The 24,976-nt window shown below is 60.7% G+C and carries 20 protein-coding genes; 14 read left to right on the plus strand and 6 right to left on the minus strand.

The genetic code is table 11. From position 1 onward, the window contains the following. Positions 1-140: 140 nt before the first annotated feature. Positions 141-2,450: a molybdopterin-dependent oxidoreductase gene (locus tag DSD31_RS18400; protein WP_113991233.1), complete on the minus strand. Its 2,310-nt coding sequence runs from the start codon at positions 2,448-2,450 to the stop codon at positions 141-143. A 416-nt stretch (positions 2,451-2,866) separates the two neighbouring features. Between DSD31_RS18400 and DSD31_RS18405 the strand changes: the two genes are divergently transcribed. From DSD31_RS18405 to DSD31_RS18425, 5 genes are read left to right on the plus strand one after another with little or no spacing between them, the layout of a single operon-like run. Continuing rightward, the gene (locus DSD31_RS18405; RefSeq protein ID WP_004859454.1) at positions 2,867-3,847 is read left to right on the plus strand and encodes a sugar ABC transporter substrate-binding protein; all 981 of its coding nucleotides are present in this window, start codon (positions 2,867-2,869) and stop codon (positions 3,845-3,847) included. 44 nt (positions 3,848-3,891) lie between these two features. After that, a complete protein-coding gene (locus tag DSD31_RS18410; protein WP_155075374.1) occupies positions 3,892-5,397 on the plus strand; it encodes a sugar ABC transporter ATP-binding protein in 1,506 nt (501 codons plus the stop codon). Next, on the plus strand, positions 5,394-6,380 hold the full coding sequence (locus DSD31_RS18415) for an ABC transporter permease (protein ID WP_004859449.1): 987 nt from the start codon (positions 5,394-5,396) through the stop codon (positions 6,378-6,380). Before DSD31_RS18410 ends, DSD31_RS18415 begins: the two co-directional genes overlap by 4 nt. Then, entirely contained in the window at positions 6,380-7,378 is a 999-nt protein-coding gene (locus DSD31_RS18420) for an ABC transporter permease (RefSeq protein ID WP_004859447.1), read from the plus strand. The genes DSD31_RS18415 and DSD31_RS18420 overlap by 1 nt, the downstream gene beginning before the upstream one ends. An 11-nt stretch (positions 7,379-7,389) precedes the next feature. After that, positions 7,390-8,334 (plus strand): carbohydrate kinase family protein, encoded by a 945-nt coding sequence (locus tag DSD31_RS18425; protein ID WP_113991234.1) that lies wholly within the window; start codon positions 7,390-7,392, stop codon positions 8,332-8,334. 15 nt (positions 8,335-8,349) lie between these two features. Here the strand turns inward: DSD31_RS18425 and DSD31_RS18430 are convergent, their stop codons facing one another. Genes DSD31_RS18430 through DSD31_RS18440 form a run of 3 tightly spaced genes read right to left on the minus strand, consistent with a single transcriptional unit; the run spans position 8,350 to position 11,508 of the window. Next, positions 8,350-9,378: a 2-hydroxyacid dehydrogenase gene (locus DSD31_RS18430; protein WP_048024618.1), complete on the minus strand. Its 1,029-nt coding sequence runs from the start codon at positions 9,376-9,378 to the stop codon at positions 8,350-8,352. Continuing rightward, positions 9,375-10,871 (minus strand): FGGY-family carbohydrate kinase, encoded by a 1,497-nt coding sequence (locus tag DSD31_RS18435; protein WP_113991235.1) that lies wholly within the window; start codon positions 10,869-10,871, stop codon positions 9,375-9,377. The genes DSD31_RS18430 and DSD31_RS18435 overlap by 4 nt, the downstream gene beginning before the upstream one ends. A 25-nt stretch (positions 10,872-10,896) precedes the next feature. Continuing rightward, on the minus strand, positions 10,897-11,508 hold the full coding sequence (locus tag DSD31_RS18440; RefSeq protein ID WP_004859435.1) for a methylthioribulose 1-phosphate dehydratase: 612 nt from the start codon (positions 11,506-11,508) through the stop codon (positions 10,897-10,899). Positions 11,509-11,722: 214 nt separating this feature from the next. Between DSD31_RS18440 and DSD31_RS26350 the strand changes: the two genes are divergently transcribed. The 8 genes from DSD31_RS26350 (at position 11,723) to DSD31_RS18475 (ending at position 21,083) form a co-directional block, all read left to right on the plus strand. Beyond that, on the plus strand, positions 11,723-12,004 hold the full coding sequence (locus tag DSD31_RS26350; protein ID WP_123629085.1) for a hypothetical protein: 282 nt from the start codon (positions 11,723-11,725) through the stop codon (positions 12,002-12,004). 286 nt (positions 12,005-12,290) lie between these two features. Continuing rightward, positions 12,291-13,559: a cytosine permease gene (codB, locus tag DSD31_RS18445; protein WP_015584911.1), complete on the plus strand. Its 1,269-nt coding sequence runs from the start codon at positions 12,291-12,293 to the stop codon at positions 13,557-13,559. Continuing rightward, positions 13,556-14,791 (plus strand): PucR family transcriptional regulator, encoded by a 1,236-nt coding sequence (locus DSD31_RS18450; protein WP_113991236.1) that lies wholly within the window; start codon positions 13,556-13,558, stop codon positions 14,789-14,791. Before codB ends, DSD31_RS18450 begins: the two co-directional genes overlap by 4 nt. Continuing rightward, positions 14,788-16,026, plus strand: a complete 1,239-nt coding sequence (gene codA / locus DSD31_RS18455; protein WP_004859424.1) for a cytosine deaminase — start codon at positions 14,788-14,790, stop codon at positions 16,024-16,026. The genes DSD31_RS18450 and codA overlap by 4 nt, the downstream gene beginning before the upstream one ends. A 144-nt stretch (positions 16,027-16,170) precedes the next feature. Continuing rightward, positions 16,171-17,160, plus strand: coding sequence for a LacI family DNA-binding transcriptional regulator (locus DSD31_RS18460; RefSeq protein WP_048024622.1), 990 nt, complete (start codon positions 16,171-16,173; stop codon positions 17,158-17,160). Positions 17,161-17,281: 121 nt separating this feature from the next. Beyond that, positions 17,282-18,091 (plus strand): inositol monophosphatase family protein, encoded by an 810-nt coding sequence (locus DSD31_RS18465; protein ID WP_004859418.1) that lies wholly within the window; start codon positions 17,282-17,284, stop codon positions 18,089-18,091. A gap of 336 nt (positions 18,092-18,427) precedes the next feature. Then, a complete protein-coding gene (locus tag DSD31_RS18470) occupies positions 18,428-19,789 on the plus strand; it encodes an MFS transporter (RefSeq protein ID WP_015584915.1) in 1,362 nt (453 codons plus the stop codon). A 25-nt stretch (positions 19,790-19,814) separates the two neighbouring features. Continuing rightward, positions 19,815-21,083 (plus strand): histidine-type phosphatase, encoded by a 1,269-nt coding sequence (locus tag DSD31_RS18475; RefSeq protein WP_113991237.1) that lies wholly within the window; start codon positions 19,815-19,817, stop codon positions 21,081-21,083. Positions 21,084-21,260: 177 nt separating this feature from the next. On the opposite strand, the gene mtnA is transcribed toward DSD31_RS18475, so the two are convergent. Next, positions 21,261-22,289, minus strand: a complete 1,029-nt coding sequence (gene mtnA / locus DSD31_RS18480; RefSeq protein WP_004859407.1) for an S-methyl-5-thioribose-1-phosphate isomerase — start codon at positions 22,287-22,289, stop codon at positions 21,261-21,263. A gap of 103 nt (positions 22,290-22,392) precedes the next feature. Between mtnA and mtnK the strand changes: the two genes are divergently transcribed. Next, a complete protein-coding gene (gene mtnK, locus DSD31_RS18485) occupies positions 22,393-23,592 on the plus strand; it encodes an S-methyl-5-thioribose kinase (RefSeq protein ID WP_004859402.1) in 1,200 nt (399 codons plus the stop codon). A 171-nt stretch (positions 23,593-23,763) separates the two neighbouring features. Here the strand turns inward: mtnK and DSD31_RS18490 are convergent, their stop codons facing one another. Beyond that, positions 23,764-24,969, minus strand: coding sequence for an LVIVD repeat-containing protein (locus DSD31_RS18490; RefSeq protein WP_044349695.1), 1,206 nt, complete (start codon positions 24,967-24,969; stop codon positions 23,764-23,766). Positions 24,970-24,976: the final 7 nt, after the last annotated feature.

Raw genomic sequence — 24,976 nt, forward strand, 5'->3', positions numbered from 1 at the left:
GGGTTTACTGCGCACTCCTCGCGGGCGATAAACCGGCTCTGGACAGATGTCGGGTGGCGGCTTCGCCTGACCCGGCCTACAGCATCCCCTCCTTCCCGTAGGCCCGCGCAAGCGAAGCGCCGCCGGGCAATTCCCCGTTCCTACTCCCGAATAAACCTCGGCGGATCGAAGGCGGTAATCGGCGGTAGCGGTTCACGCCATGGTTCGATCTCTACCCGGCAGGTCTGGGCGCTACAGCCCTGTCCCAGGCGCGAACTGCCGCGATCTTCGGTCAAGACGTTCGGATTGCCATGCTTGTCCAGCGAACCTTTGACCTTCGGATCCAGCGGATCGTACCAGGCTCCCGTTGACATCTGCACCACCCCTTCGAGGATCTGCTCGCTAAGATGCACCCCGGCGAGAATCGCCCCGCGGGCGTTATACACCTTCACCACGCTACCCTCGACGATGCCCCGCGCCTGCGCATCCTGCGGATGCATCCACAGCGGCTCCCGGCCCTGAATTTTCGTCGCCCGGCTGACGCTGCCGTGATCGTACTGGCTGTGCAGACGGGTGCGCGGCTGACTGGAGAGCAGATGCAGGGGCCAGCGCTCGACCTCCGTCTGCTGCCGGGCCGCCTCTTCTGCATCCCACCACGGATGGCCCGGGCATTCGCGATAGCCAAAAGCGGCAATCGTTTCCGAGTAGAGTTCAATCTTGCCTGAAGGAGTGGAGAGCGGATAGCGCTGCGGGTCGGCGCGGAACTCCGCCAGAAAGACCTGCGGTTTTTCCGGGGCACGGTATTCCAGCACGCCCTGCTGCCAGAACGCATCGAACGAAGGCAGCTCAATCCCCTCTTCCTGTGCCCGCGGCCGGGAGTCTTCGTAAATCTGTCGCAGCCACTGGCCGGCATCCCGCCCTTCACTAAACCGCTCGCCAATGCCCAGCCGTGCCGCGAGATCGCAGAAAATCGCGTAATCGTCGCGCGCCTCGCCCACCGGCGGGATCTGGGCGCTCATGGCGATCATAAAGCCGTCGTGCCCACCGCTGCCGATATCTTCACGCTCCAGCGAGGTGGTTACCGGCAACACGATATCGGAGAATTTAGCCTGCGCGGTCCAGTACTGCTCGTGGACCACCACCGTTTCCGGCCGCCGCCACGCTTCACACAGCTGGTTGAGATCCTGGTGGTGATGGAACGCGTTCCCCCCCGCCCAGTACACCAGGCGGATATCAGGGTAGCGCAGATGCTGGCCGTCAAACTCGTACTCCTCGCCGGGATGCAGCAGCATATCCGCCAGTCGCGCCACCGGGATCACGCTGCTGACCGCATTTTCCCCGGCCGGTAAGCGCGGGCCGGAGAACGCTTTACGCGCGGCTCCCGCCAGGTTGGTGCAGGCGTAGCCAAAGCCCAGCCCGCCGCCCGGAGTGCCAATTTGCCCCAGCAGCGCGGTCAGCGCTACCGTAGCCCAGTAGGCCTGTTCCCCCTGGCGCGCGCGTTGAATGGACCACGAGATATTCACCATCGTGCGCTGGCTGGCCATCATCCGCGCCAGAGAGACGATCTGTTGTTCCGCGATACCGGTAATCGCCGCCGCCCAGCGCGGCGTTTTCGCTATCCCGTCGCTCTCCCCGAGCAGATAGTCACGATACGGTTCAAAACCTACCGTATGGCTGGCGACAAACTGCGCATCGTACAGTGATTCGGCTATCAGCACGTGGCACAGCGCCAGCAGCAGCGCCGTATCGGTGCCCGGACGAATCGCCAGCCACTGCGCGCTCTCCACGGCGCTGAGATCGTTACGCACCGGGCTGATGTTAACAAAGCGCGTTCCCCCCTCCTGCATTTTATCCAGCCAGTGCTTCAGCATATGGTCATTGGCGCCGCCGCCGTTGACCTGCGCATTACGCAGCGGTAAACCGCCGATGGCGACAAACAGCTGGCACTCGCGCGCCAGCTCAGAGAAATGAGTGTGCTGGCGGTGCAGCGGACTGAGCGGCCCGAGCACATGCGGTAAAATGCGTTCCCCGGCGGCGCTGCTGTAGGTATTAGTGCTGGCGGTGTAACCGCCGAAGGTTTTCAGGAAACGATGCAGCTGGCTCTGGGCGTGGTGAAAACGTCCGGCGCTGGCCCAACCGTAGGAGCCGCCAAAAATCGCCTCGTTGCCGCAGCGCGTCTTCACCGACGTCAGCTCGCGGGCCAGCAGATCAAGCGCCACCTCCCAGCTCACCTCCACGAAAGGTTCTGTGCCACGCCCCTCGCGGGAAGCCGGGCCATTCTTCAGATAGCCTTCTCGCACCGCCGGACGGCGAATGCGCGCATTGCCGGTGACCGCATCGGGGAGCGATTGACCGATACGTGAAGGAGACTTATCCCAGGGAACCGGCGTGACCGCAGCGATATGGCCATCGCGGGCCTGAACCTGCCAGGTTCCCCAGTGCATCACGGTCAGATTATGCTGTTTTCTCATAGTGCCTGTTTTCTTCTCACCCGCTAAAGAGCGCTATAATAGAGCGCGATGCTCGGCAAGATAAAACGCCACCCGCCATATAATATGCTGGATATATAGCAATTAACCCCTCACACTTCCCGGCCCGACAGGTTATTTACCAGATTTCACATCAGCTAAACCATAATAATTAAGCAGCAACGATTATTTGCACTGAAAATAACGCATCAGCTTTAATATCCACAATATAAAAGAGGGTTAAATTATCCATCATGAAATATTTTCAGCTTGTCGATGATAAAATTAAGTTTTCCTCGGCTAATCCTGCGATATAACATTACTGGAATAACTTAGACGTATTTCGTATTTGAGGTTGCGTGCTCGTTATTGTCATGCTACGAGTCCGCAGCTACCTTCATCACAGGATCATAATAAGAATGTCGCAGAGAAAAAAATTATTACCCGCCGCGCTGGGTCTGCTCTCGCTCGTCTCCGTTAGCGCGTCAGCCGCAGAAGCCCTTTCGCTCCAGGGGAAGACCATTGGCGTCGCCGTGGTTGGCACCCAGCACTTCTGGGATCGTGAAGCCTATAAAGGCGCCACCGAACAGGTAGAGAAACTGGGTGGTAAAGTGATCGGCGTCGATGGCGGCCGCGATAATCAGGTCCATGCCAACAACCATGATATTTTACTGTCACGTAAAGTCGATGCGGTAATTAGTATTCTCGGCGACAGCGCTGTCGAACCTAAATTCAAAGCGCTGCGCGACGCTGGCATTCCGGTATTTACCGTCGATCATGTGTCAAAATACTCGGTCAATAACACGACTTCCGACAACTACACCCTGGGCTCAACCATTGGCCGCTATATGGCGGACGAATTAGGCGGTAAAGGCAACGTTGCCGTATTCAATGCGTTCTCCAGCTCCCTGCGTATTTGCGGGATTCGTTACGATCAGTGGAAATATGTCCTTAAGGATTATCCGGACATTCATATTATCCAGCCGGAGCTGGCCGAACAGTTTGCCAATTCCCCGGAAGACGCGCGGAAGAAAACCCTCGAATTACTCAGCCAGTATCCTAAAGGCAAACTCGATGCCATTCATGTCGCCTGCTGGGATCAGCCGGCCATCGGTATCGTTCAGGCGCTGGAAGAGACCGGCCGCGATAAAGATGTGAAGGTTACCGCTATCGATGCCGGTCCGGAAACGCTGGAGATCATGGCCGAGCCGAATAGCCCGTTCGTCGCCAACGTGGCTCAGCAGCCGCATCTGATTGGCCAGACCTCCGCCGATAACGTCGCGCGCTACTTCGCCAAAGAGAAACTGCCGCTGCAGACCTTTATTCCGGTGGTCCCGGTCAAAGGGCCGCAGGAGGCGAAAGCAGTCTATAAACAGCTGGGATATGGCGAACTGCAGTGATCACTCAATCCTCCGGCGGGACTCACCCCGCCGCTGGTCTGGCGATGAACCAGATCAGCAAAAGCTTTGCCAACGTGACTGCATTAAATGCGGTCACGCTGCTTCTGAATCCCGGCGAAATTCACGGTCTGATCGGCGAGAACGGCGCCGGAAAATCGACGCTGATCAAAATCCTCGCGGGCGTTTACCAGGCCGATAGCGGCAACGCCACCCTCGACGGCGCGCCGCTGCCGCTGGGTAATCCGGCGGCGATTGAAGCGCTGGGCATCCGCGTCATTCACCAGGAGCTCAATCTGATCCCCCACTTTACGGTGGCGGAATCGGTATTCCTCGGCCAGGAGTACCGTACCCGCTGGGGGGCGCTGGACCGGCGGCGAATGAATGCCGCCACCGCGGCGTTTTTCCGCGACAGCTGGCAGCTGGAAATCAATCCTCGCCGCCTGATCCGCGACCTCAGCCTCGCTGAACGCAAGCTGGTGCAGATAGCCCGTGCGCTGATCGACGGCGCGGCAAAGCTGGTGGTATTCGATGAGCCTACCGCACCGCTGGAAGCGCAGGAAGCCAGCCTGGTCTCCTCGGCGATTCTGCGCCTGCGGCAGCAGGGGATCGCGATTCTCTATATTTCTCACTATCTCAATGAAATCGCCGCCCTGTGCGATCGCGGCACGGTACTGCGTAACGGCGAGGTCGTCGGCTACCCCGATCGGGCGCTCCTGCAGAACACCGACGCGCTGATTAAAATGATGGTCGGGCGCGATATCGAACAGCTCTATACCCCGCGTCAGAGCAGCGCTCATCAGGTCGATACCGCCGTGCCGGTCCTGTCGGTGCGCCAGCTCAGCGACGGCGCGCAATTAAACGCTATTACCTTTGATATTCAGCCGGGAGAGATCGTCGGCGTCGCCGGTCTGCTGGGCGCCGGCCGCGACGTGCTGGTCGATCTGCTTTACGGGCTGCGCCGCGCCCGCAGCGGCACGATTAGCATCGACGGCCAGCCGAAGCGGCTGCGTACGCCGTATCAGGCCACCCGCGCCGGCATGGCGCTGGTGCCGCGCGACCGTCGCCATCAGGGGCTGATTCTTCCCTTCTCCACCGCCGACAATATTAATCTCGCCTCCCTGCCGCAGACCGCCACCTTCGGCTGGGAGCATCGCGGCCGGGCGCTGGAAAAAGCGCGCAGCTGGATCGATCGGCTCTCGATCCGCCCCGGTCGTCCGGAACTGCCGGTGCGTTTTATGAGCGGCGGCAACCAGCAAAAAGCCATTCTGGCCCGCTGGCTGGGTACCGACGCACGGCTCTTTATTCTCGATGAACCCACTCTTGGGGTCGATATCGGCGCCCGCAGCGATATTTATCAGCGCACCCGCGAGCTGGCGGATCGCGGACGCGCGGTACTGGTCTCCTCCAGCGATGCGCCGGAGCTGCTGGGCCTTTGCGACCGCATCCTGGTGATGTGGCGCGGCGAGCTGGTGGCTAATCTTCCGACCCGGGGGCTGACGCTCGACGCGCTGCTGGCGACGATTAACGGTGGACAGGAACAACAGGTATGAGTGCAGGTATCCAGCGCCGCCCGCTTCCGGGCATAACGACGCTTATCGAAAAATTCCCGCTGATTCTCTTTTTTGCACTGCTGGTCTGGCTCAGCCTCCAGTCGCCTTTCTTTTTAAGCTGGCAGAATATCAGCATGATGCTGGTGCAGAGCGTGCCGCTGGCGATCCTCTGCTTCGGCCTGGTGTGCGTGATTGCCGTCGGCGGCGATGACGTGGTCTCCGGCGGTATCGACCTCTCGCTTCCCGCTATCGCCGTGCTCGGCGTCGCCCTGCTGAGCCTCGGGATGGTCGAATGGAACACTCCGTATCTGCTGCTGTTACTGCTGCTGATCGCGGTCTCCCTCGCCTGCGGAGCGGTGAACGCGATACTGGTGCTCGCCGCCGGCCTGCCGCCGCTGCTGGCGACGCTGTCGACTTCCGTCGCCTTTACCGGCCTGACGGATCTGCTGACCGGTCAGCGGCGCATCGCGGTCAACGACCCGCTCATGGTCGCTTTTCGCGACAACGCGGTGCTCGGGGTTCCCTGGCCGCTGATCTATCTGCTGGCGGTATTCGTGCTGTTTCAGTTTTTGCTCCATCACTCCCGTTTCGGCCAGCACTTACAGGCGGTAGGCGGCAACCGCGATATGGCGCAGATGAGCGGCCTCAACGTCCGTCGTCTGACGATTATGGTCTGGCTACTGGCCGGGATCGCCGCCGGGCTGGCGATTTTGCCGCTGCTCAGCCAGGGCTCCGGTAGCTCCAGCGGCACGGCAACGCCGTTACTGCTGGAAACTGTCCTCGCCACCTTTATCGGCGCGGCGTTCTCGCGGCGTCGCGTGGTCACCATCTGGGGGGCGCTGCTCGGGGCGGTACTGGTCAACGCGCTCTCCAACGGCCTTGGCCTGCTGGGGGTGAATATCTTCTGGATGGGCGCCATCAAGGGTGGCCTGATCCTCATCGTCCTGGCGGCCTCGGCGGTCAGGCATCAAGGAGGCCGCTGATGAGTCAGCTGACGCTCAAATCCTCAGCCAACCGGTCGGGCAGCAGCCCGCTGGCGTGGCTGTCGCGGGCCGGGTTCGGCATTATTACCCTGCTGGCGGTCGCCCTGTTTGGCTGGGCAAATCCGGTCTTTCTGACCCTCGATAACTGGGCGAATTTACTCCAGGGAAGCGCCATTCTGCTGATTGTGGCGATGGCGATGACCTTAATCGTCAGCGCCGGCGCCATTGACCTGTCGGTAGGCGTGGCGCTCGATTTCGGTGCCGCCTTTGCGCTGGTCGCCTTAAAAACCTGGCACCTGCCGTGGCAGGCGGCGGTGGGCTGCGCCCTGCTTGGCGGGGTGATGATTGGCCTGCTGAATGCCTTCCTGATCCTTATCTGCCAGATTCGTCCCTTCCTCGCCACCCTCGGCACCTGGTTTATCGCCAGTAGCGCCGAACGTATCTATACCGACGGCGGCGGCTCTATCTCCTATCGCAGAATGGCTCCTGAGTATCATGACCTGGCGGTCGGCAATATCGCCGGCATTCCGACGCCGGTGGTGATTGTCCTCGCGCTGGGGCTGGCGGCCTGGCTGATAACCGAACGCACGCTGTTTGGCAAATATGTCCGCGCCATCGGCCAGAACGGCGAAGCGGCGCGCATCGCCGGGATCCGCGATCGCCTGACTCTGCTGTGGGTACTGGTGGCGGCCTCGGCGCTGTGCGCCGTCGGCGGCGTTATTCTTTCCGCCAACCTGCGCCAGTTTACGCCGCTGGCCGGTCAGGCCTATTTGATGGACGCTATCGCCGCGGTATTTATCGGCACCGCCTTTAACCGACTGGGTCGGGTCAGCATCGCCGGTACCCTCGGCGGCGTGCTGTTCCTCGCCATTATTGATAACGGCCTGAACCTGATGGGGCTCAACTACCTGGTGAAAGATGCGCTGGTTGGCGTGATTCTGGTGGTGGCGCTGGCCCTCTCCTTCTGGCAGGCGCGTCTGCGCCAAACCCATCGTTAAGTGGAGCATTTATGGCAGCCTTTGACGCCGTCTTTGTCGGCCTGACTATTCTTGATATCGCCGGTCGCCCGGTGATGGACATCCCGCCGCGCGGCGGGGTGGCCTTTATCGAACAAATTCGCCTTAACCCTGCCGGTACCGCCGCCGGAGCCAATATTAACGCCGCAAAGCTGGGCATTCGTACCGCAGCGGTCGCCTGCCTTGGCGAAGATGAAAAAGCCGATTTTATCCTTGCCAGCTATGCGCGGCTGGGGATCGACTGCTCGCTGATCCAGCGCACGGCGCAGCAGGAAACGTCGGCGACGATCCTGCCGATCCGTCCCAACGGCGAGCGCCCGGCGCTGCACTGCCGGGGCGCTTCCGATGCCCTTTTCATCGGCGAAGAACAATTTGACGCGATTCTCAACTGCCGCTTCCTGCACCACGGCGGCAGCGGCCTGCTGGCGGCGATGGATCGCGGGCAAAGCGCCCTGCTGCTGCAAGAGGCAAAGGCCCGCGGCGTCACCACCAGCTTTGATTTGATCGCCCCCAACGAGCAGACTCTGGATCTGTTGCGCCCGCTGCTGCCGTCAGTGGACTATTTTATGCCTTCGCTGGAAGAGGCAAGCGACCTCAGCGGGCGCACCGACCCCGCCGACATCGCCCGTTTCTTCTTCGATCTGGGAGTCGGGACCTGCATTCTGAAGGATGGCGAAAACGGCTCGTGGCTGCTGAGCGGCGACGGTGGCGTCGAACATATCGCACCGTACCGGGTCGATGCCGTTGATACTACCGGCTGCGGCGACAGCTACTGCGGCGGCTTTATTGCCGCGCTGGCCCGCGGGATGAGCGTGAAAGAGGCCTGTGAAGTCGCCTCCGCGGTCGCCGCGCTGGTGGCGACCGGGTTAGGCTCAGACGCCGGAGTGGTCGACTGGGATCATACCCTGGCTTTTATGGCGGCCAACCGGGCCGGATAATCTCCGGCCCGCGGCTTAGCGCCACTGATAGAGCAGCGGCTCGCCAGCGACATAGCGCTGGAGGTCGGCGGCAATCATCGCCGTATGCTTAGCGATGCTCTCCCGCGTCGCCCCGGCAATATGCGGCGTGATGATCACGTTAGCAAACTCAGTGATAAACGGATGGTCGCGCCACAGCGGTTCACGGTGATAGACATCCAGCGCCGCGCCGCCGAGCGGGCCATGACGCAGCGCGTGAATCAACGCCTCTTCATCCACCACCGCCGCCCGCGAGGTGTTAATCAACAACGCGCCGGGCTTCATGCTATTCAACAACGCCGCGTTCACCAGACCATCGCTGTGCGGGCCGCTGCTCAGATGTAAGCTCACGATATCCGCCGCGCGGAACAGTCCCTCAAGCGTTGTTTTCTGTAGACCCGGCTCGTTGATCTCTTCGGCGGCGACAAACGGATCCACTACCAGCACCGCCATGCCAAACGCCCGCGCAATACGCGCCACCCGGCGACCGATATTGCCATAGCCAATCAACCCCAGGGTTTTGTTGCGCAGCTCGCTGCCTTTAAATACTTCATAGGGACTCTCCGGGCTCACGTCCCACACTACATCGCGGCGCAGTCCGCTCTGCGTGGCCTGCGTGGCGTTCTCGGCGCGGGTAAACTCACCGCGTTTCAGCGCCGCATGGGACTGCGGAATATGCCGCGCCAGGCTCAACATCAGCCCAATGGTCAGCTCCGCCGCGGCGTCCGCATTGCGCCCCGGCGTATAGAGCACGCGGATACCACGGCCCTGAGCGGCTTTGATATCAATGTTCACCGGATTGGCGCGGGTGCAGGCGATGACCTGCAGTCGCGGGCAGGCGGCAATCACCTCTTCCGTCACATCGTCATAGCTGGTGATCAGAACCTCGGCATCATGGGCCAGCTCAATCAGCTGGCCCGCGCTCAGTTTCGGTTTGCCCAACGCCCAGCCTTCCACCAGCAGCTCGCCGAGTTGCTGAAAGGCTGCGAGATCGCCGGAATGTTCGGCGGTAAAAACGATTTTCATGAATGTTGTTCCTGAGAAAGACGGTGAAGAGCATCCTGTCGGGCCTGCCAGACCGGCAGCATCTGCTCGCGCAGCAGCCGGTAAACCGGGTACAGGGCAGCGTAGCGGGCGTGGGCCTGCGGATCGGGCTGATAGCGGGTCTGCTCCAGCCGGGGATAGTGCGCCAGCGCGCCGACGCTGCGGGCGGCCAGAATCGCCGCCCCGCGCGCGCTGAGTTCATTAAAGGTACTGGAGACCACCGTGCGCCCGGTACAGTCGGCAATGATTTGCAGCCAGGTTGCCGAGGCCGCGCCGCCGCCGGTCAGGTACAGTTCGCCCCCCTGCGGATAGCCCTGCAGCGAGTCAACGATGGCGTAAGCCAGCCCTTCAAACACCGCCCGCTGCAGTTCCGCGCGGGTGGTATGCTGGCTGATGCCAAAATAGCCGGCCCGCGCATCGGGGCTGAAAAACGGCGCGCGTTCGCCGTTGAGGTAGGGCTGCCAGAAGACGCCGCCGCTGCCCGGTTCGACATCGGCGATAGACTGCTCCAGCAGCTGGAGGTCCGCCGTCAGGGAAATATGCTGTTGCAGCCAGTCAATATTCGGCGTACCGGCCTGCATCGGGAAGAGATTGATAAAGCTCCCCGACTCGGTGTGGGTGACATAGCGAGTCCCCTCATTCACCGCCTGACGACCGTGGCAGACAATCCCGGTACAGCAGGTGGTGCCGAGAATGGTGTAGATATCGCCATCGTTGACCGCTCCGCAGCCCAGCGCGGCGCTGCAAACGTCGAGCGCGCCGGCGGCCACCGGCGTGGCGGCGGGGAGTCCGGTGAGGGCGGCGACCTCATCGCGCAGCGTGCCGGCCGGCGCATCGGGGGCCAGCCGCGGCGGGAACAGATGCTGCAGATCGGCCAGCCCCATTTCATTAAGCACAACCGCCGACAGTTCGCCGCTGTGCTGATTGAGCAGCGAAGTGCTGGCGTCGGTAACATCCAGCGCCGCCACCCCGGTTAAGCGAAAACGCACCCAGTCTTTGGCGAAAAACAGATAGTGCGCCTGCGCCAGCCGCTCCGGTTGATAATGCCGGAGCCAGCTCAACTGCATGCTGGTATTGCACGGCTGCAGGTGAGTGCCGGTGTCAGAGAAAAAGCGCCGGTCGAAACCCGGACGGCGTAACAGCTCGCTCATCAGCTCGCGGCTGCGGGTGTCGCTCCACAGGATCCCCGGGCCCACCGGTTCGCCCTCGGCATCGCTCAGCCAGACGCCTTCGCCCTGCCCGGCAAAGCCGATCGCCCGCAGACGTCCGGCCTTCAGTTCCGGCTGTCGGGCAATCTGTTGCAAAATGGTCAACACCGACTGCCACAGCTGCGCCATATCCTGCTCGGCATGACCGTTCGCCGACAGGCGCGGGCCGGTATTCTCCGCCGCGCTGGCCCGTGCCTGAAAATGCTCATCAAACAGCACCGCTTTAACGCGCGAGGTGCCGATATCGATTCCGAGATAAAAATCCATGCCTGACCCGTTAGTGGAGTGAAATTTAGTCGCGCTCGTAGCGGCGACGCATCAGCTCGCACTCGAACAGAAACTCCAGTCCTTCCAGCTGACGGCGGGCCTCATTAATATCTTTGCCCCAGCAGGTCAGGCCGTGGCCGCGCAGCAGGAAGCCATAGCGCAGCGGATTGGTCTGCGCATAATCTTCAATGCGCGCCGCCAGGGCGTCGATATCCTGGTCGTTATCGAAAATCGCCACCGGGACGGTATCGAGATGACTGTGCTGACCGGTCAGGGTTTTCTGCATTTCATAGCCCTGCAGCGCCAGCGTCCCGCTCTTCTCGATGCGCGACAGCACCGTCGCGTTGACGGTATGGACGTGCAGCACGACGTTAGCCTCAGGGAACAGGCGATACACCAGGGTATGCAGACCGGTTTCAGCAGAAGGTTTACGCCCGGAAGGCGCTTTATTGCTGGCGATCTCGACCTGGAGGAAATCCTCCGTCGTCAGGCTGCCTTTATCGCGTCCCGACTCGCTAAGCCAGCACCAGGTCTCATCCTGACGCACCGACATATTGCCGCCGGTCGCCGGCGCCCAGCCTTTCGCGCCGATCCAATGACAGGTGGTGACCAGTTGCGCGAGTCTTTCTTGCCACATAGCAGTTCCTTAGTTTAGCGATGTTAATTTGAGAACCTTTACGGCAGGTGTTGCAGGCAGTCTCGACACCGACAGCGCGGCACACCCGGAACGTACACCGGGTACGTGAGAGGGTGAGCCTGCCCAGGTCCAAAATGGCCAATAAAATAGCCTGGAGAAAGGTTCTTTAGCCGTCTAAATGGCTATTTACCCGATACTAACACCGCCAGCTTAAGTGAACAATATTTCAGGAAAGGCTTACATTGATAATGGTTATATCAGAAATGCATATGAAATTACTGCTTTTAACAATGATATAACCGAACGTTTTCATGAAGCCCCTATTACCAACTACCGGTGGTCAAAAAGACGGGGGATCGTTCTGCAGGAAAGAAGTGCGATGGGTCCGCAAAAATCGGGCGCAAAATGTGTAGAGACGGTGATGCCCGACAAGATCGTCAGGTGCGGGATTGCCGGCATAACAACCCAGCGCCGCCGCTCCCTGTCCGATCGTTGATCGCGTCCGCGTCGCGGAAACTGCCCGGTAACGCCAGCCCCCAGCCAACAGAAATGCGAGCACAATCGCTAAATCTCAGCGCCAGCCTGGGTAATCCGCCGGCCGCTGCCCCATCGCGGGGCAAAACTTTGCACCGTGCACACTATTCTGGCAAACATCGGCTGATAAACGACTTTTTATGTGCACACTGCCCATCGCATTGTGTCACCCATGCCTTGATTTTGTTGGCATATCTCTTGCTACCTCTCTGCCATCGCCATTCGGATAGCCACTCAGAGGTTCCACAATGTCAAACAGCAATGATTTTCCGCTCGTCGAAGCGCCCGCCTCCGGGCGTAAGGGCCTGTTTTCGATCTCCATGGTTCTGTTCAGCTTTACCTTTTTTACCGGCACGATGTTCGCCGGCGGCAAACTTGGCGTCTCTTTTTCGATCGTCAATCTCCTGTGGATTGCGGCGATCGGTAACTTTCTGCTGGCTCTGTATGCCGCTTCCCTCGGCTGGATTGCCGCACGCAGCGGGCTGAATACCGTACTGATGGGCCGTTTTTGTTTCGGGGAAATCGGCAGCAAGCTCGCCGATTTTATTCTCGGCTTCGCCGAACTGGGCTGGTACGCCTGGGGTACCGCGACGGTCGCCATCTCGCTGGTCAAAATCCTCGCCCTGCCCGCCGCCATGACCATCCCGCTGATGATCCTGTTCGGTATCCTGTTCTGCGTCACCGCGCTGGTGGGCTACAAAGGGCTGGATGCGCTGTCGCGCGTGTCGGTGCCGCTGATGTTCATTCTGCTGGTGGTCTCGATGTACCTGGCCGCCCACCACGCCGGCGGCTGGCAGGCAATGACCAAAATCGCCCCGGGCGAGACCATGACCTGGTCGGCGGCGATCACCATGGTCTTCGGCACCTTCGCCAGCGGCGCCACCCAGGCGACCAACTGGACGCGGCTGGCCAACTCCAGCCGCACCGCTATCCTCGCCAGTATGAGCAGTTTCCTGATCGGTAACGGGCTGATGATTGTGGCCGGCGCCTGGTGCGCCATCGTCTACCAGCAGGCCGATATTGTGGAAGTGCTGATTTTGCAGGGGCTGTCGGTCGCCGCGGTGGTGATGCTGTGCCTCAACCTACTGACCATTCAGGGGCCGACGATTTATAACGTCTCGGCGGCCGCCTGCCACCTGCTGCGCAGCGAGCGCCGCCGCACCCTGACCGTGGTCGCCGCCGGCGTTGGCATTCTGCTGGCCATTGGCGGGATGTATGAAATGCTGATTCCTTTCCTGGTGCTGCTGGGCAGCATCATTCCGCCCATCGGTGGCGTTATCCTCGCCGACTACTGGTTTTATCGCGGCGGCCGCTATCCGCGGCTGCACACCGCCCGCTTACCGCGCTTTAACTGGCTGGGGCTGAGCGCCTACGCCGTGGGCGCGGTGGTGGCTTACCTGTCGCCGTGGATCGCCCCGCTGGTTGGCATTACCGTTTCCGCGCTGGTCTATATCGCGCTGACTCGTCTGAGCAAACGTCAGCCCGCCGCTGATTCGGTCGCGGAGCAGGAGTTATGAGCCTGACGGTCAGCGAAATCCTCGCTCTCGAGGGACTCTCGGCGATGCGGCTGCGCGCGGGGCAGCAGGGGCTCCAGCTGGCGGTGCGCTGGTACTACGTCGCGGAAAATGAAAATATCGCCGAATGGGTCATGGGCGGAGAGCTGGTGTTTATCACCGGGATCAACCATCCCCGCGATGAAGACAACCTGATCCATCTGCTGATGGAGGGCAAGCAGCGCGGGATCGCCGGCATGGTGATCCTCACCGGGGACCAATATATTCAGACGATCCCGCCGCGATTGATCGCGCTGGCGGACGAGCTGGGCATTCCGCTCATCGAACAGCCCTATCTGCTCAAAATGGTGATCGTCACCGAACGCATCGGTACCGCGCTGGTGCGCAGCGAAAACGCGCTGCAGTCGCAGCGCGATATTCTGCTGCAGCTGTTAACCGGCGACTATCCCGATCTGCAAATCCTGCATCAACGCGCGCTCCACCAGCAGCTGGATTTTACCCGCCCGCTGCGAGTGGCGGCCCTGCGCCTGGAAGGGATCCCGCGCCTGTTTCGCCAGCTTCCGCCGGAACAGGCCGAAGCCTGGCTCCAGCAGGCCCGCCGCACCGTGCGCCAGCGCCTGCAGCAGCAGCTCAATCAGCAGGGCAACCCCTTTCCCCTGGTCGAACGCAGCAATATGTTTCTTTTCCTGCTCCCGGATGAAGAAGGCGAGTTTTATCAGCACAAAAAGTGGCTCCAGGCGTGGCTGTATGCGCTGGCGGAAGGCGATGACGGGCTGTCGCTGCTGTGCGGTCTTTCGGCGCCGGTGCAGCAGCTGCAGGGCTATCAGCGGGCGCTGTCGCAGGCGCGTCAGGCGCTGGACCTCAGCGATAGCCTGCGTCCGGCCCAGCGTATCAGCGATTACCAGCAGCTGGGCTTTATCAAGCTGCTCTCCGCCGTCAGCGACCCCACCCTGCTGAGCGATTTTATGCACGACACCCTCGGCTGCCTGATCGAGCCCGATCGTAAAAGTCCGTGGCTGCTGATGGAGACGCTGGAAACGCTGCTTCAGGAGAGCGGTAACGTGGTCAGGGCCGCCGAGCGACTGGGCATTCACCGCAACACGCTGCATCAGCGTATTCAACGTATTGAAAAGCTGACCCGCAATCCGGTCAGCCATCCGCAATTTCATCTCAACGCTTCGGTCGCCCTGGCGATCTGGCGTATGTCGCAAAACCATTTACGGGAACAACCATGAAAATCATCAACGCGCGTCTGCGCCATCAAGAAGCGCTCTATACCCTTGAATTACAGGACGGTCTGATTAACAGCATCACTCCGCAGGCCGCCGCGCAGGCGGCTGAAACCAGCGATATCGACGCGCAGCAAAAGCTGGTTATCCCGCCGTTCGTCGAGCCGCATATCCACCTGGATGCTACCCTGACGGCGGGCGAGCCGGAGTGGAATATGAGCGGTACGCTGTTCGAGGGTATCGCCCGCTGGAGCCAGCGTAAAGAGAGCGTCACGGTAGAAGATACGCGCCAGCGGGCGCTGAAAACGATCGGTATGCTGCGCGATAACGGCGTACAGCACGTGCGCACCCACATCGATGTCACCGACCCCTCCCTGACCGCGCTTGAAGCGATGCTGGAGGTGAAAAAAGAGGCCGCCCATCTTATCGACCTGCAGATCGTCGCCTTTCCGCAGGAGGGCATTGAGTCCTTCCCCGGCGGGCGCGAGCTGATGACCCGCGCCATCGAAATGGGCGCCGACGTAGTGGGCGGCATTCCGCACTACGAAAACACCCGCGATAAGGGCGTCAGCTCCCTGAGCTTTTTAATGGACCTGGCCCAGCGCCACGGCTGCCTGGTGGACGTACACTGCGATGAAACCGACGACCCGCAGTCGCGTTTCCTCGAAGTGCTGGCGGAAGAGGCCCGGGTGCGCGGCATGGGCGCGCAGGTCACCGCCAGCCATACCTGCGCGATGGGTTCCTACGATAACGCCTACTGCTCGAAACTGTTCCGTCTGCTCAAGGCCTCGGGCATCAACTTTATCTCCTGCCCGACCGAAAGCATTCACCTGCAGGGGCGCTTCGACAGCTGGCCGAAACGCCGCGGCGTGACGCGGGTGGCGGAGCTGGACCGCGCCGGGATTAACGTCTGCTTTGCTCAGGACTCCATTCAGGATCCGTGGTACCCGCTGGGCAACGGCAACATCATGCGCATTCTCGACGCCGGGCTGCACATCTGCCATATGCTGGGCTATGAAGATTTGCAGCGCTGTCTCGATCTCATTACCGACAACAGCGCCCGTACGCTGTGCCTCGGCGACAACTACGGTATCGCCGAAGGCCGCCCGGCAAACCTGCTGATCCTTGATGCGCATAACGACTATGACGCGGTGCGCCGTCAGGCCAAAGTGCTGACCTCCATTCGTCACGGCAAGATCATTATGCAGCGCCAGGCGGAACAGATTCACTACCCGGCCTAAGCGCAACGTTGACGCGGTACGCATCCCGCGTCAACCCGCTGCTCGCGCAGGGATTTATGTGATACCTTCTTACTACTTTTTTGTGCCGACCATGGGCTCCCGCGTCGGCATGGGCTTACTAAGAACAACCCGTACCCTGACACTATGAGCGAAAAAAAATGGATTAAGGCTGAGGATGTTGCCCGGCTCGCTGGGGTCTCCCGTTCCGCGGTATCCCGCACCTTTACGCCCGGCGCATCGGTGGCGGAAAAAACCCGGCAGAAGGTCCTCGCCGCGGCGGAAACGCTGGGCTATCAGGTCAATATCATCGCCCGCGCGATGAATACCGGCAGCAGCAACTTTATCGGCATCGTCACCGCCGGGTTTGATAACCCGTTCCGCAGCAAGCTGCTGTCGCCGCTGGTCCACCAGCTGGCGCTCAACGGGTTTATGCCGCTGCTGATGAACGCCGACGATCCGCAGCAGCTCGCCCCGTCGCTCAAGCAGCTGCTGAGCTATCACGTCGCGGGCGTCATTATCACCTCCGGAGCGCCGCCGCTATCGCTGGCGGAGGAGTATCTGGAGCGAAAAATCCCGGTGACGCTGATCAACCGCCACGCCGATCTGGCCGGCTGCGATCGCGTATGCAGCGACAACGCGCAGGGGGCGAAGCTGGTGGCCGACCTGTTTGTTCAGCGCCAGTGGCGACAGGCCGGGTTTATCGGTGAAAGTCTGGATAACTTCAGCACCCGGCAGCGCTACGACGCGTTCATTGCCCATGCGCAAGGCATCGACGTTGCCGCGCACTTCTGCGAAAGCAGCGGTTATCAGGCGGGCTTTAGCGCCGCCAGGCAGCTGCTCGCCGCGCATCCGCAGCTGCAGGCGCTGTTCTGCGCCACCGATATGCTGGCGCTCGGCGCGCTGGACGGTCTGCGGGCGGACAATCCTGCCGCCTCGCTACCTGCCATTATCGGATTCGATGATATCCCGCAGGCGGACTGGCAGCCCTACCAGCTGACCACCGTGCAGCAGAATACCGCTCTGCTCGCCCACCATGCGGTGGATCTCCTGGTCACGAGGATCGCTAAATTCAACCTGCCGTCACGTCATCGCGAAGTGCCAGTGAAACTAATTGTTCGTCATAGCGCGAAATGAAAAAATCATTTTATGCCAGAACGATCACAGAATATTATTTTTAATCCATCCACACTCACTTCGCCCTTCGGGGCTGTTTTTTTCACACACAATGCACACGTGTGCAAAATGGAGAATAAGCATGAAATCCCTGGAATCAGATGCGCTGCAGGCCCGCTATCGCCTGGCCTGCGAGCTGGCGCAAGCCGGTGCTGAACTGGCATTCGAATACTATCAGCAGCGCGACCGACTGGCGGTGGATCATAAAGGCGACGACCTGCAGGACGTGGTCAGCGTCGCCGATAAGCGGGTCGAGGCGTTTGTTAAGCAGCGCATTATCAGCGCCTTTCCGCAGGATGGTTTTCTCGGCGAGGAGAGCGGAACGCAGATGCCTGACGCCCGCGTGCTGTGGGTTGTCGACCCTATCGACGGCACCAGCTGTTTTCTTAACGGTCTGCACACCTGGTGCCTGTCGATGGCCATCGTCGCCGATGGCGAACCGGTTATCGGCGTGGTGTACGACCCCAACCATCGCGAGCTGTTCCACGCCCTGAAAGGCCAGGGCGCATGGCTCAACGATGCGCCCATCGCTCCGCATCCGGCGACGACGGTCAAAGAGGGGGTGATGGGCGTCGGGACTTCGCACCGCGTGACGCCAGCGGTTTTTCTGCCCTTTCTCAATGCGCTGCTTAGCGACGGCGGCATGTTTATCCGCAACGGCTCCGGAGCGCTGATGAGTGCCTGGGCAGCGGCTGGCCGGCTCATCGGTTACTACGAACCGCACATGAACCCGTGGGACGGGCTGCCGGGGCTGGTGCTGATGCGCGAAGCCGGCGGCCTGAGCAATGACTATCTGGCGGAGGATGGGATTCGTCATGGCAACCCGCTGCTGCTGGCCAGCAAGACGCTCTATCCACAATTAAAAAACATGCTTTATCACCCATTACCTTAACCCGTATCGGGTCAGGCTTTATCTGATTATGTACTCTACACAAAGACAATATGCCCTCAATAATTCGAGTTGCAGGACAAGGCACTTTTGCCGTGAACAGCGCTTGCGCTGGCCCCGAAGGGGCGAGGCCGGGTAACGCGGCAAGTGAGCGGGGTGAACGACAAATCTGTCTGGAACAGATTTGAACGCCGTGTAGCGGCTGCCCGTAAGGGCGAGGCCCATGAATGGGTCGAGTAGACCGCAGCCAACGCACAGGCAACTTGAAGTATGACGGGGATAAACCTCACGGACGAACCACGCTAATCAGTCAGGCCTCCGACCTTCGGAGATACCATTATGTCTGGAAGAATTATCGCATTTTTTCGCGCTTCGCCGCCCAAAGCAGGCGCGCAGTTCGATGAACAACGCTTTCGCCGCGTACGCTGGCAAACATTTTTAGCCATGACCGTCGCCTACGTGACCTTTTACGTCTGTCGGCTGTCATTTACCGTCGCCAAAAGCGCGCTCGTCGAGCTGGGTATTTCTCCTACCGAGCTGGGCATGATCGGCTCGGCGCTGTTTTTCAGCTACGCCATCGGCAAACTGGTTAATGGTTTCGTTGCCGATCATGCCAATGTGGTTCGCTATATGAGTCTCGGCCTGCTGCTGAGCGCCGGGATGAACCTGATGATGGGGATGACCAGCAATGCCCTGCTGCTGGCGGTTTTCTGGGGGATCAACGGCTGGGCGCAATCGATGGGGGTCGGTCCCTGTGCGGTATCGCTGGCCCGCTGGTACGGTTATAAAGAGCGCGGCACCTTTTATGGTATCTGGTCAACCGCCCACAACATCGGCGAAGCGCTGACCTACATGGTGATCGCCGCCGTCATTGCGGGTTTTGGCTGGCAAATGGGCTATTTGTCCACGGCAGCGCTCGGCGCCGTCGGGGTGGCGCTGTTGCTGCTGTTTATGCGCGACTCACCGCAAAGCTGCGGCTTCCCGTCAATCAACGTGATTCGCGACGAACCGCAGGAAGAGGCGGAAGTCCGCGGCTCGGTGTTTAAAAACCAGCTGCTGGCGCTGCGCAATCCGGCCCTGTGGACGCTGGCAATGGCCTCGGCGTTTATGTATATCGATCGCTACGCGGTGAACTCGTGGGGGATCTTCTTTCTCGAGCAGGATAAAGCCTACTCTACCCTTGAAGCCTCCGGAATTATCGGGGTTAACGCCATCGCGGGTATTGCCGGCACCATTATCGCCGGCGTGCTCTCCGACCGCCTCTTCCCGCGTAACCGCAGCGTGATGGCCGGGTTTATCAGCCTGCTCAACACCGGAGGCTTTGCGCTGATGCTCTGGTCGCCGCACGGCTACTACACCGACATTCTGGCGATGATTATCTTCGGCGCCACCATTGGCGCATTGACCTGCTTCCTTGGCGGACTGATTGCGGTCGATATTTCGTCGCGCAAAGCCGCGGGGGCAGCGCTCGGCACCATCGGTATCGCCAGCTACGCGGGTGCGGGACTCGGCGAGTTTCTCACCGGCATCATCATCGATAAAACATCGATTATCGAAAATGGCAAAACGCTGTACGACTTCAGTACGCTGTCGCTGTTTTGGGTAGGCGCCGGCCTGATGTCCGCGCTATTCTGTTTTACCACCGCGGCGATTGTCGCCAGACGACACGCGATAGAACGCCAGACCTCATTCTCGTCGTAACCATTTAATCTATAAGGAATATTTTATGATGCCTGTACGACATCAGGTTTTACTACGCTTGTTGTTTGCCTGCGCCCTGCCGCTGCTGATCGCACCGGGGCATGCCGCCGCGCAGTTTGAGCTGGAAAAAGTGGTTGAACTCAGCCGCCACGGCATTCGCCCGCCGACGCCGGGCAACCGGGAAGCCATCGATGCCGCGACCCAGCGTTCGTGGCCCCAGTGGACCACCCACGACGGCGAGCTGACCGGCCATGGCTATGCCGCGGTGGTCAATAAAGGGCGCGAAGAGGGCGTGCGCTTTCGCCAGCTGGGCCTGCTGACGGCGGGCTGCCCGGCGAACGGCGAAATTTACGTTCGCGCCAGCCCCCTGCAGCGCACGCGGGCCACCGCCCAGGCGCTGGTGGACGGCGCCTTTCCCGGCTGCGGCGTAGCCATTCATTACGTCAGCGGCGACGCCGATCCGCTGTTTCAGACCGATAAGTTTGCCGCCACGCAAACCGATCCCGCCCGCCAACTGGCGGCAGTGAAAGAAAAAGCCGGCGATCTGGCACAGCGTCGGCAGGCGCTGGCTCCGGTGATTCAGCTGCTGAAAAATGCGGTCTGCGTGCCGGACAAACCTTGTCCGGCGTTCGACCAGCCGTGGCAGGTCGAGCAGAGCAAAAGCGGCAAAACGTCGATTAGTGGACTGAGCGTGATGGCCAATATGGTTGAGACGCTACGCCTGGGCTGGAGCGAAAATCTGCCTCTCAGCCAGCTGGCGTGGGGTAACATCACCCGCTCCAGCCAGATCACCGCCCTGCTGCCGCTGCTGACGGAGAACTACGATCTGAGCAACGATGTGTTTTATACCGCGCAAAAACGCGGTTCGATTCTGCTCAACGCCATGCTGGAGGGGGTCAAAGAAGGCGCCACGCCGGACGTGCGCTGGCTGCTGCTGGTGGCGCACGACACCAATATCGCCATGGTGCGTACGTTAATGGATTTTAGCTGGCAGTTGCCGGGGTACAGCCGGGGCAATATCCCGCCGGGCAGCAGCCTGGTTCTGGAACGCTGGCGCGATACCCATAGCGGTAAACGCTATCTGCGCGTCTACTTCCAGGCGCAAAGTCTGGACGATTTACGTCGTCTGCAAATCCCGGACAGCCAGCATCCGCTGCTGCGCCAGGAGTGGCGTCAAGCGGGCTGCCAGACGACCGAAGTCGGAACCCTGTGCCCTTACCAGGCGGCGCTGACAACGCTCGGCCGGCATATCGATCCGCACGCGGCTCCGGCGGTCGATATGGTTCTGCCGTGATTGGGCGATCGTGCCCGCACGCTTGTCAGGCGGCGGCTGACGCCTTTCCTGACCGACAAAAGCCGATCTGATCCCGCCCCGTAAGCCCGGTAAGGCGTCAGCCGCCGCCGGGTATTTTAAAGAGGCGCGTTACTCATATAGCCTGACAGGAAGCGATGGGAATCACTGCGCTTTAACTCAGGCTTTTTCCGCTGCAAACGCCCCGGCCGCCACCTGTTCCGGGGTGACCACGCCGCTATCCAGCACCCAGCCGCTAATTAATGCCGCGGGGGTGACGTCAAATGCCGGATTGTAAACGGCGGCATCTTTCGGCGCCCACTGCACCGCGCCAAAGCTGCCGGCGACGCCGGTCACTTCCGCTGGCGCCCGCTGCTCAATCGGAATCGCCTCGCCGTTCGGACAGTGGCGATCGAGGGTGGTTTGCGGTGCCGCCACGTAGAACGGGATACCGTGATACTTCGCCAGTACCGCCAGGGAATAGGTGCCGATCTTATTCGCCACATCGCCGTTAGCGGCGATCCGGTCAGCCCCGACCCATACGGCGTCAACCTCTCCTTTGGCCATCAGGCTGGCGGCCATCGAATCGGTAATCAGCCGGTAAGGCACCCCCAGTTCACCCAGCTCCCAGGCGGTCAGCCGACCGCCCTGCAGCAGCGGTCGCGTCTCGTCGACCCAGACATTTTCCACCAGCCCGCGCTGATGGGCCAGCGCAATCACCCCCAGCGCCGTCCCTACGCCCGCCGTTGCCAGGCCGCCGGTATTACAATGCGTCAGCAGGCGGCTGCCCGGCGTCACCAGTGCGCTGCCCGCCTCGGCGATGCTGGCGCATAGCTGTTTATCTTCTGCGATCAGGCGCAGCGCTTCCTCTTCCAGTGCCTGGGCATGATTCTCTTCCGCCAGCGCCAGCTTCATGCGATCGAGATTATTCATCAGGTTTACCGCCGTCGGGCGCGCGGCCCGCAGCGTTTCCAGTGCCTGGGCCAGTTCATCCCGGCTGAGGCCGCGCCGGGCCAGAAGCGCCAGCAGCAGGCTGGCCGACAGGCCGATTAGCGGCGCCCCGCGAACCCGCAGGGCGTGAATATGGTCCACCAGCAACGAAACGTTATCCGCCGCCAGCCAGCGTTTTTCCTGCGGCAATGCCTGCTGATCAAGAATAAAAAGCTGATTTTCGCTTACCCGCAGGCTGGTGGTCTGTAGTGTCTGCATATCGTTAAATCCCTGTTGCGTTGTTGTATCACATTGTGTCAGGATGAAATCCAGAAGTATAGACGTCTGAACGGCTTAATCAGAACTTTTGAGGATCGAGGCAATGTCGCAATACCATACCTTCACCCCCGGCGATGCCGTGGCATACGCACAACAATTTGGCGGCATCGATGACCCGTCGGAGCTGGTGTCCGCGCAGGAAGTGGGGGACGGTAACCTCAACCTGGTCTTTAAGATTTATGATACCCACGGCGTGAGCCGCGTTGTCGTGAAGCAGGCGCTGCCCTACGTTCGCTGCGTCGGTGAATCCTGGCCGCTGACCCTCGACCGCGCTCGTCTCGAGGCGCAAACCCTGGTGGCACACTACCAGCACGCCCCGCAGCACACGGTGAAAATCCACCACTTCGACCCCGAACTGGCGGTGATGGTGATGGAAGATCTCTCCGATCACCGTATCTGGCGCGGCGAGCTGATTAACAATGTTTACTATCCGCAGGCCGCCAGCCAGCTGGGGGAATATCTGGCCCAGGCGCTGTTTCATACCAGTGATTTCTACCTCCATCCGCATGAGAAAAAGGCTCAGGTCGCCCGGTTTATCAATCCGGAGATGTGCGAAATCACCGAAGACCTGTTTTTCAACGACCCGTACCAGGTTCACGAACGCAATAACTACCCGGCCGAACTGGAAGCTGAAGTGGCCGCCCTGCGTGACGACGCGTCGCTCAGGCTGGCAGTCGCGTCGCTGAAACATCGCTTCTTCTCGCATACCGAAGCATTGCTACACGGCGATATTCACAGCGGCTCCATTTTTGTTGCCGAGGACAGTTTTAAAGCCATCGATGCGGAGTTCGGCTATTTCGGCCCGATAGGTTTTGATATCGGTACCGCCATCGGCAACCTGCTGCTGAACTACTGCGGCCTGCCGGGGCATCTGGGCATTCGCGATGCCGCCGCGGCTCGCGAACAGCGTCTGCACGATATTCAGACGCTGTGGAATACTTTTGCCGAACGCTTCCACTCTCTGGCAGCGGAGAAAACGCGCGATGCGGCGCTGGCCTGGCCCGGCTATGCCTCCGCGTTCCTGAAAAAAGTATGGAACGACGCGATTGGCTTCTGCGGCACCGAGCTGATTCGCCGCAGCGTCGGCCTGTCCCACGTCGCCGATATAGAGACGATTCAGGATGAGGCCATGCGCCACGAGTGCCTGCGCCACGCAATCACCCTGGGTAAAGCGCTGATTGTGATTGCCGACCGTATCGACAGCGTCGAAGAGCTGGTGGCACGGGTGCGCCAGTACAGCTAAGCGCAGTCTGTATGCCGGGTGGCGGCTGACGCCTTACCCGGCCTACGGCTCTTTGACATCTTCCCGGCATAGGGTCCTGACGCCTTCTCCAGCCTACGCGCCTGACGCCTTATCCGACATCTCGTCCGGGGTTTTGTAGGCCGGGTAAGCGCAGCGCCACCCGGCAAAAAACTACCCGAGATACTCAATCACCGACAACCCGCCGTTGTAATCCGTGCTGTAGATAATTCCCTGCGCATCAACAAACACATCGCAGGACTGAATGACCTGCGGGCGACCCGGACGGGTATCCATCATTTTCGCCGGTGCGGCCGGTACCAGCGCCCCGGTCTCCACCGGACGATAAGGGTTGGAGATATCGTAAGCGCGAACGCCCGCATTCTGGTAAGTGGCAAAAATCAGCGTTGAGCTAATGAAACTACCGGGGCGATTCTCATGCAGATTATGCGGACCAAAGTGCGCCCCTTTTGCCACGTAGTCGGCTTCATCCGGCGGCGGGAACGTGGCGATACTCACCGGGTTTGTCGGTTCGCGGATATCAAACAGCCAGATCAGCTTCTCCCCATCCTGCTGGTTATCAAGCACCGCTTCATCCAGCACCACCAGCAGATCCCTGTCCGGCAGCGGCAGCGCCGTATGGGTTCCGCCGCCAAACGGCGGGCTCCAGTTGCGATGGCTAATCAGCGTCGGCTGTGTTCTGTCCTTCACGTCGAGCAGCGTCAGGCCACCGTCGCGCCAGCTACCGTAGGCGGTATCCCCGGCGATAATGGCGTGATGCAACGCGTAGCGCTTGCCCTGTGGCCAGTCCGCCGTCTCCCCTGCCGCCAGGTTCATCCCCGGCAACCACCAGCGTCCGGCCACTTCCGGTTTGCGCGGATCCGCCAGATCGATGGTCAGGAAGATATAATCGCTAAAACCGTCGATCAGCGCAGAAACGTAGGCCCAACGACCGCCAACGTACCAGATTCGATGAATGCCGATACCGCTGAGCGACAAAAAACCTATCTCGCGCGGATGCTCCGGATGCGAAATATCGAACACCCGCAGCCCGGCGCTCCAGCCCTTATCCTGCACATCGCTGACCGTCTCGCCCACCGAACGGGTGTAGTAAACTTTCTCGTCGGCAAAGCGAGCGTCGGCAAACAGATCGCGGGCATTGATGACCAGCAGCAGATCATCATGCGCCTGCAAATGCACGTTCCAGGTCCCCGGCGGCGCGGCGATGTAGTTTACCGCTTTCGGACGCGCCGGATCGCGAACGTCGACCACCGAAAAGCCCTGCGATACCATATGACCGATATACGCAAAGCCACGGTGCACCATGAGCTGGACGCCGTCCGGGCGTCCTCCCTGATCGCTATGCCCAATCAGCCGCATATTGCGG

The sequence above is a fragment of the Klebsiella sp. X13 genome, from assembly GCF_003323835.1.
GTDB lineage: Bacteria > Pseudomonadota > Gammaproteobacteria > Enterobacterales > Enterobacteriaceae > Klebsiella > Klebsiella ornithinolytica.

What these genes read in the sequence shown, in the direction of transcription:
- DSD31_RS18450 (WP_113991236.1), top strand. Translation starts at nt 13,556, where the DNA reads ATGAGCCTGACGGTCAGCGAAATCCTCGCTCTCGAGGGACTCTCGGCG.
- DSD31_RS18490 (WP_044349695.1), bottom strand. Translation starts at nt 24,969, where the DNA reads ATGCGGCTGATTGGGCATAGCGATCAGGGAGGACGCCCGGACGGCGTC.
- DSD31_RS18405 (WP_004859454.1), top strand. Translation starts at nt 2,867, where the DNA reads ATGTCGCAGAGAAAAAAATTATTACCCGCCGCGCTGGGTCTGCTCTCG.
- DSD31_RS18410 (WP_155075374.1), top strand. Translation starts at nt 3,892, where the DNA reads ATGAACCAGATCAGCAAAAGCTTTGCCAACGTGACTGCATTAAATGCG.
- mtnA (WP_004859407.1), bottom strand. Translation starts at nt 22,289, where the DNA reads ATGCAGACACTACAGACCACCAGCCTGCGGGTAAGCGAAAATCAGCTT.
- DSD31_RS18425 (WP_113991234.1), top strand. Translation starts at nt 7,390, where the DNA reads ATGGCAGCCTTTGACGCCGTCTTTGTCGGCCTGACTATTCTTGATATC.
- DSD31_RS18475 (WP_113991237.1), top strand. Translation starts at nt 19,815, where the DNA reads ATGATGCCTGTACGACATCAGGTTTTACTACGCTTGTTGTTTGCCTGC.
- mtnK (WP_004859402.1), top strand. Translation starts at nt 22,393, where the DNA reads ATGTCGCAATACCATACCTTCACCCCCGGCGATGCCGTGGCATACGCA.
- DSD31_RS18400 (WP_113991233.1), bottom strand. Translation starts at nt 2,450, where the DNA reads ATGAGAAAACAGCATAATCTGACCGTGATGCACTGGGGAACCTGGCAG.
- DSD31_RS18460 (WP_048024622.1), top strand. Translation starts at nt 16,171, where the DNA reads ATGAGCGAAAAAAAATGGATTAAGGCTGAGGATGTTGCCCGGCTCGCT.
- DSD31_RS18430 (WP_048024618.1), bottom strand. Translation starts at nt 9,378, where the DNA reads ATGAAAATCGTTTTTACCGCCGAACATTCCGGCGATCTCGCAGCCTTT.
- DSD31_RS18440 (WP_004859435.1), bottom strand. Translation starts at nt 11,508, where the DNA reads ATGTGGCAAGAAAGACTCGCGCAACTGGTCACCACCTGTCATTGGATC.
- DSD31_RS18420 (WP_004859447.1), top strand. Translation starts at nt 6,380, where the DNA reads ATGAGTCAGCTGACGCTCAAATCCTCAGCCAACCGGTCGGGCAGCAGC.
- codB (WP_015584911.1), top strand. Translation starts at nt 12,291, where the DNA reads ATGTCAAACAGCAATGATTTTCCGCTCGTCGAAGCGCCCGCCTCCGGG.
- DSD31_RS18465 (WP_004859418.1), top strand. Translation starts at nt 17,282, where the DNA reads ATGAAATCCCTGGAATCAGATGCGCTGCAGGCCCGCTATCGCCTGGCC.
- DSD31_RS18435 (WP_113991235.1), bottom strand. Translation starts at nt 10,871, where the DNA reads ATGGATTTTTATCTCGGAATCGATATCGGCACCTCGCGCGTTAAAGCG.
- codA (WP_004859424.1), top strand. Translation starts at nt 14,788, where the DNA reads ATGAAAATCATCAACGCGCGTCTGCGCCATCAAGAAGCGCTCTATACC.
- DSD31_RS18415 (WP_004859449.1), top strand. Translation starts at nt 5,394, where the DNA reads ATGAGTGCAGGTATCCAGCGCCGCCCGCTTCCGGGCATAACGACGCTT.
- DSD31_RS18470 (WP_015584915.1), top strand. Translation starts at nt 18,428, where the DNA reads ATGTCTGGAAGAATTATCGCATTTTTTCGCGCTTCGCCGCCCAAAGCA.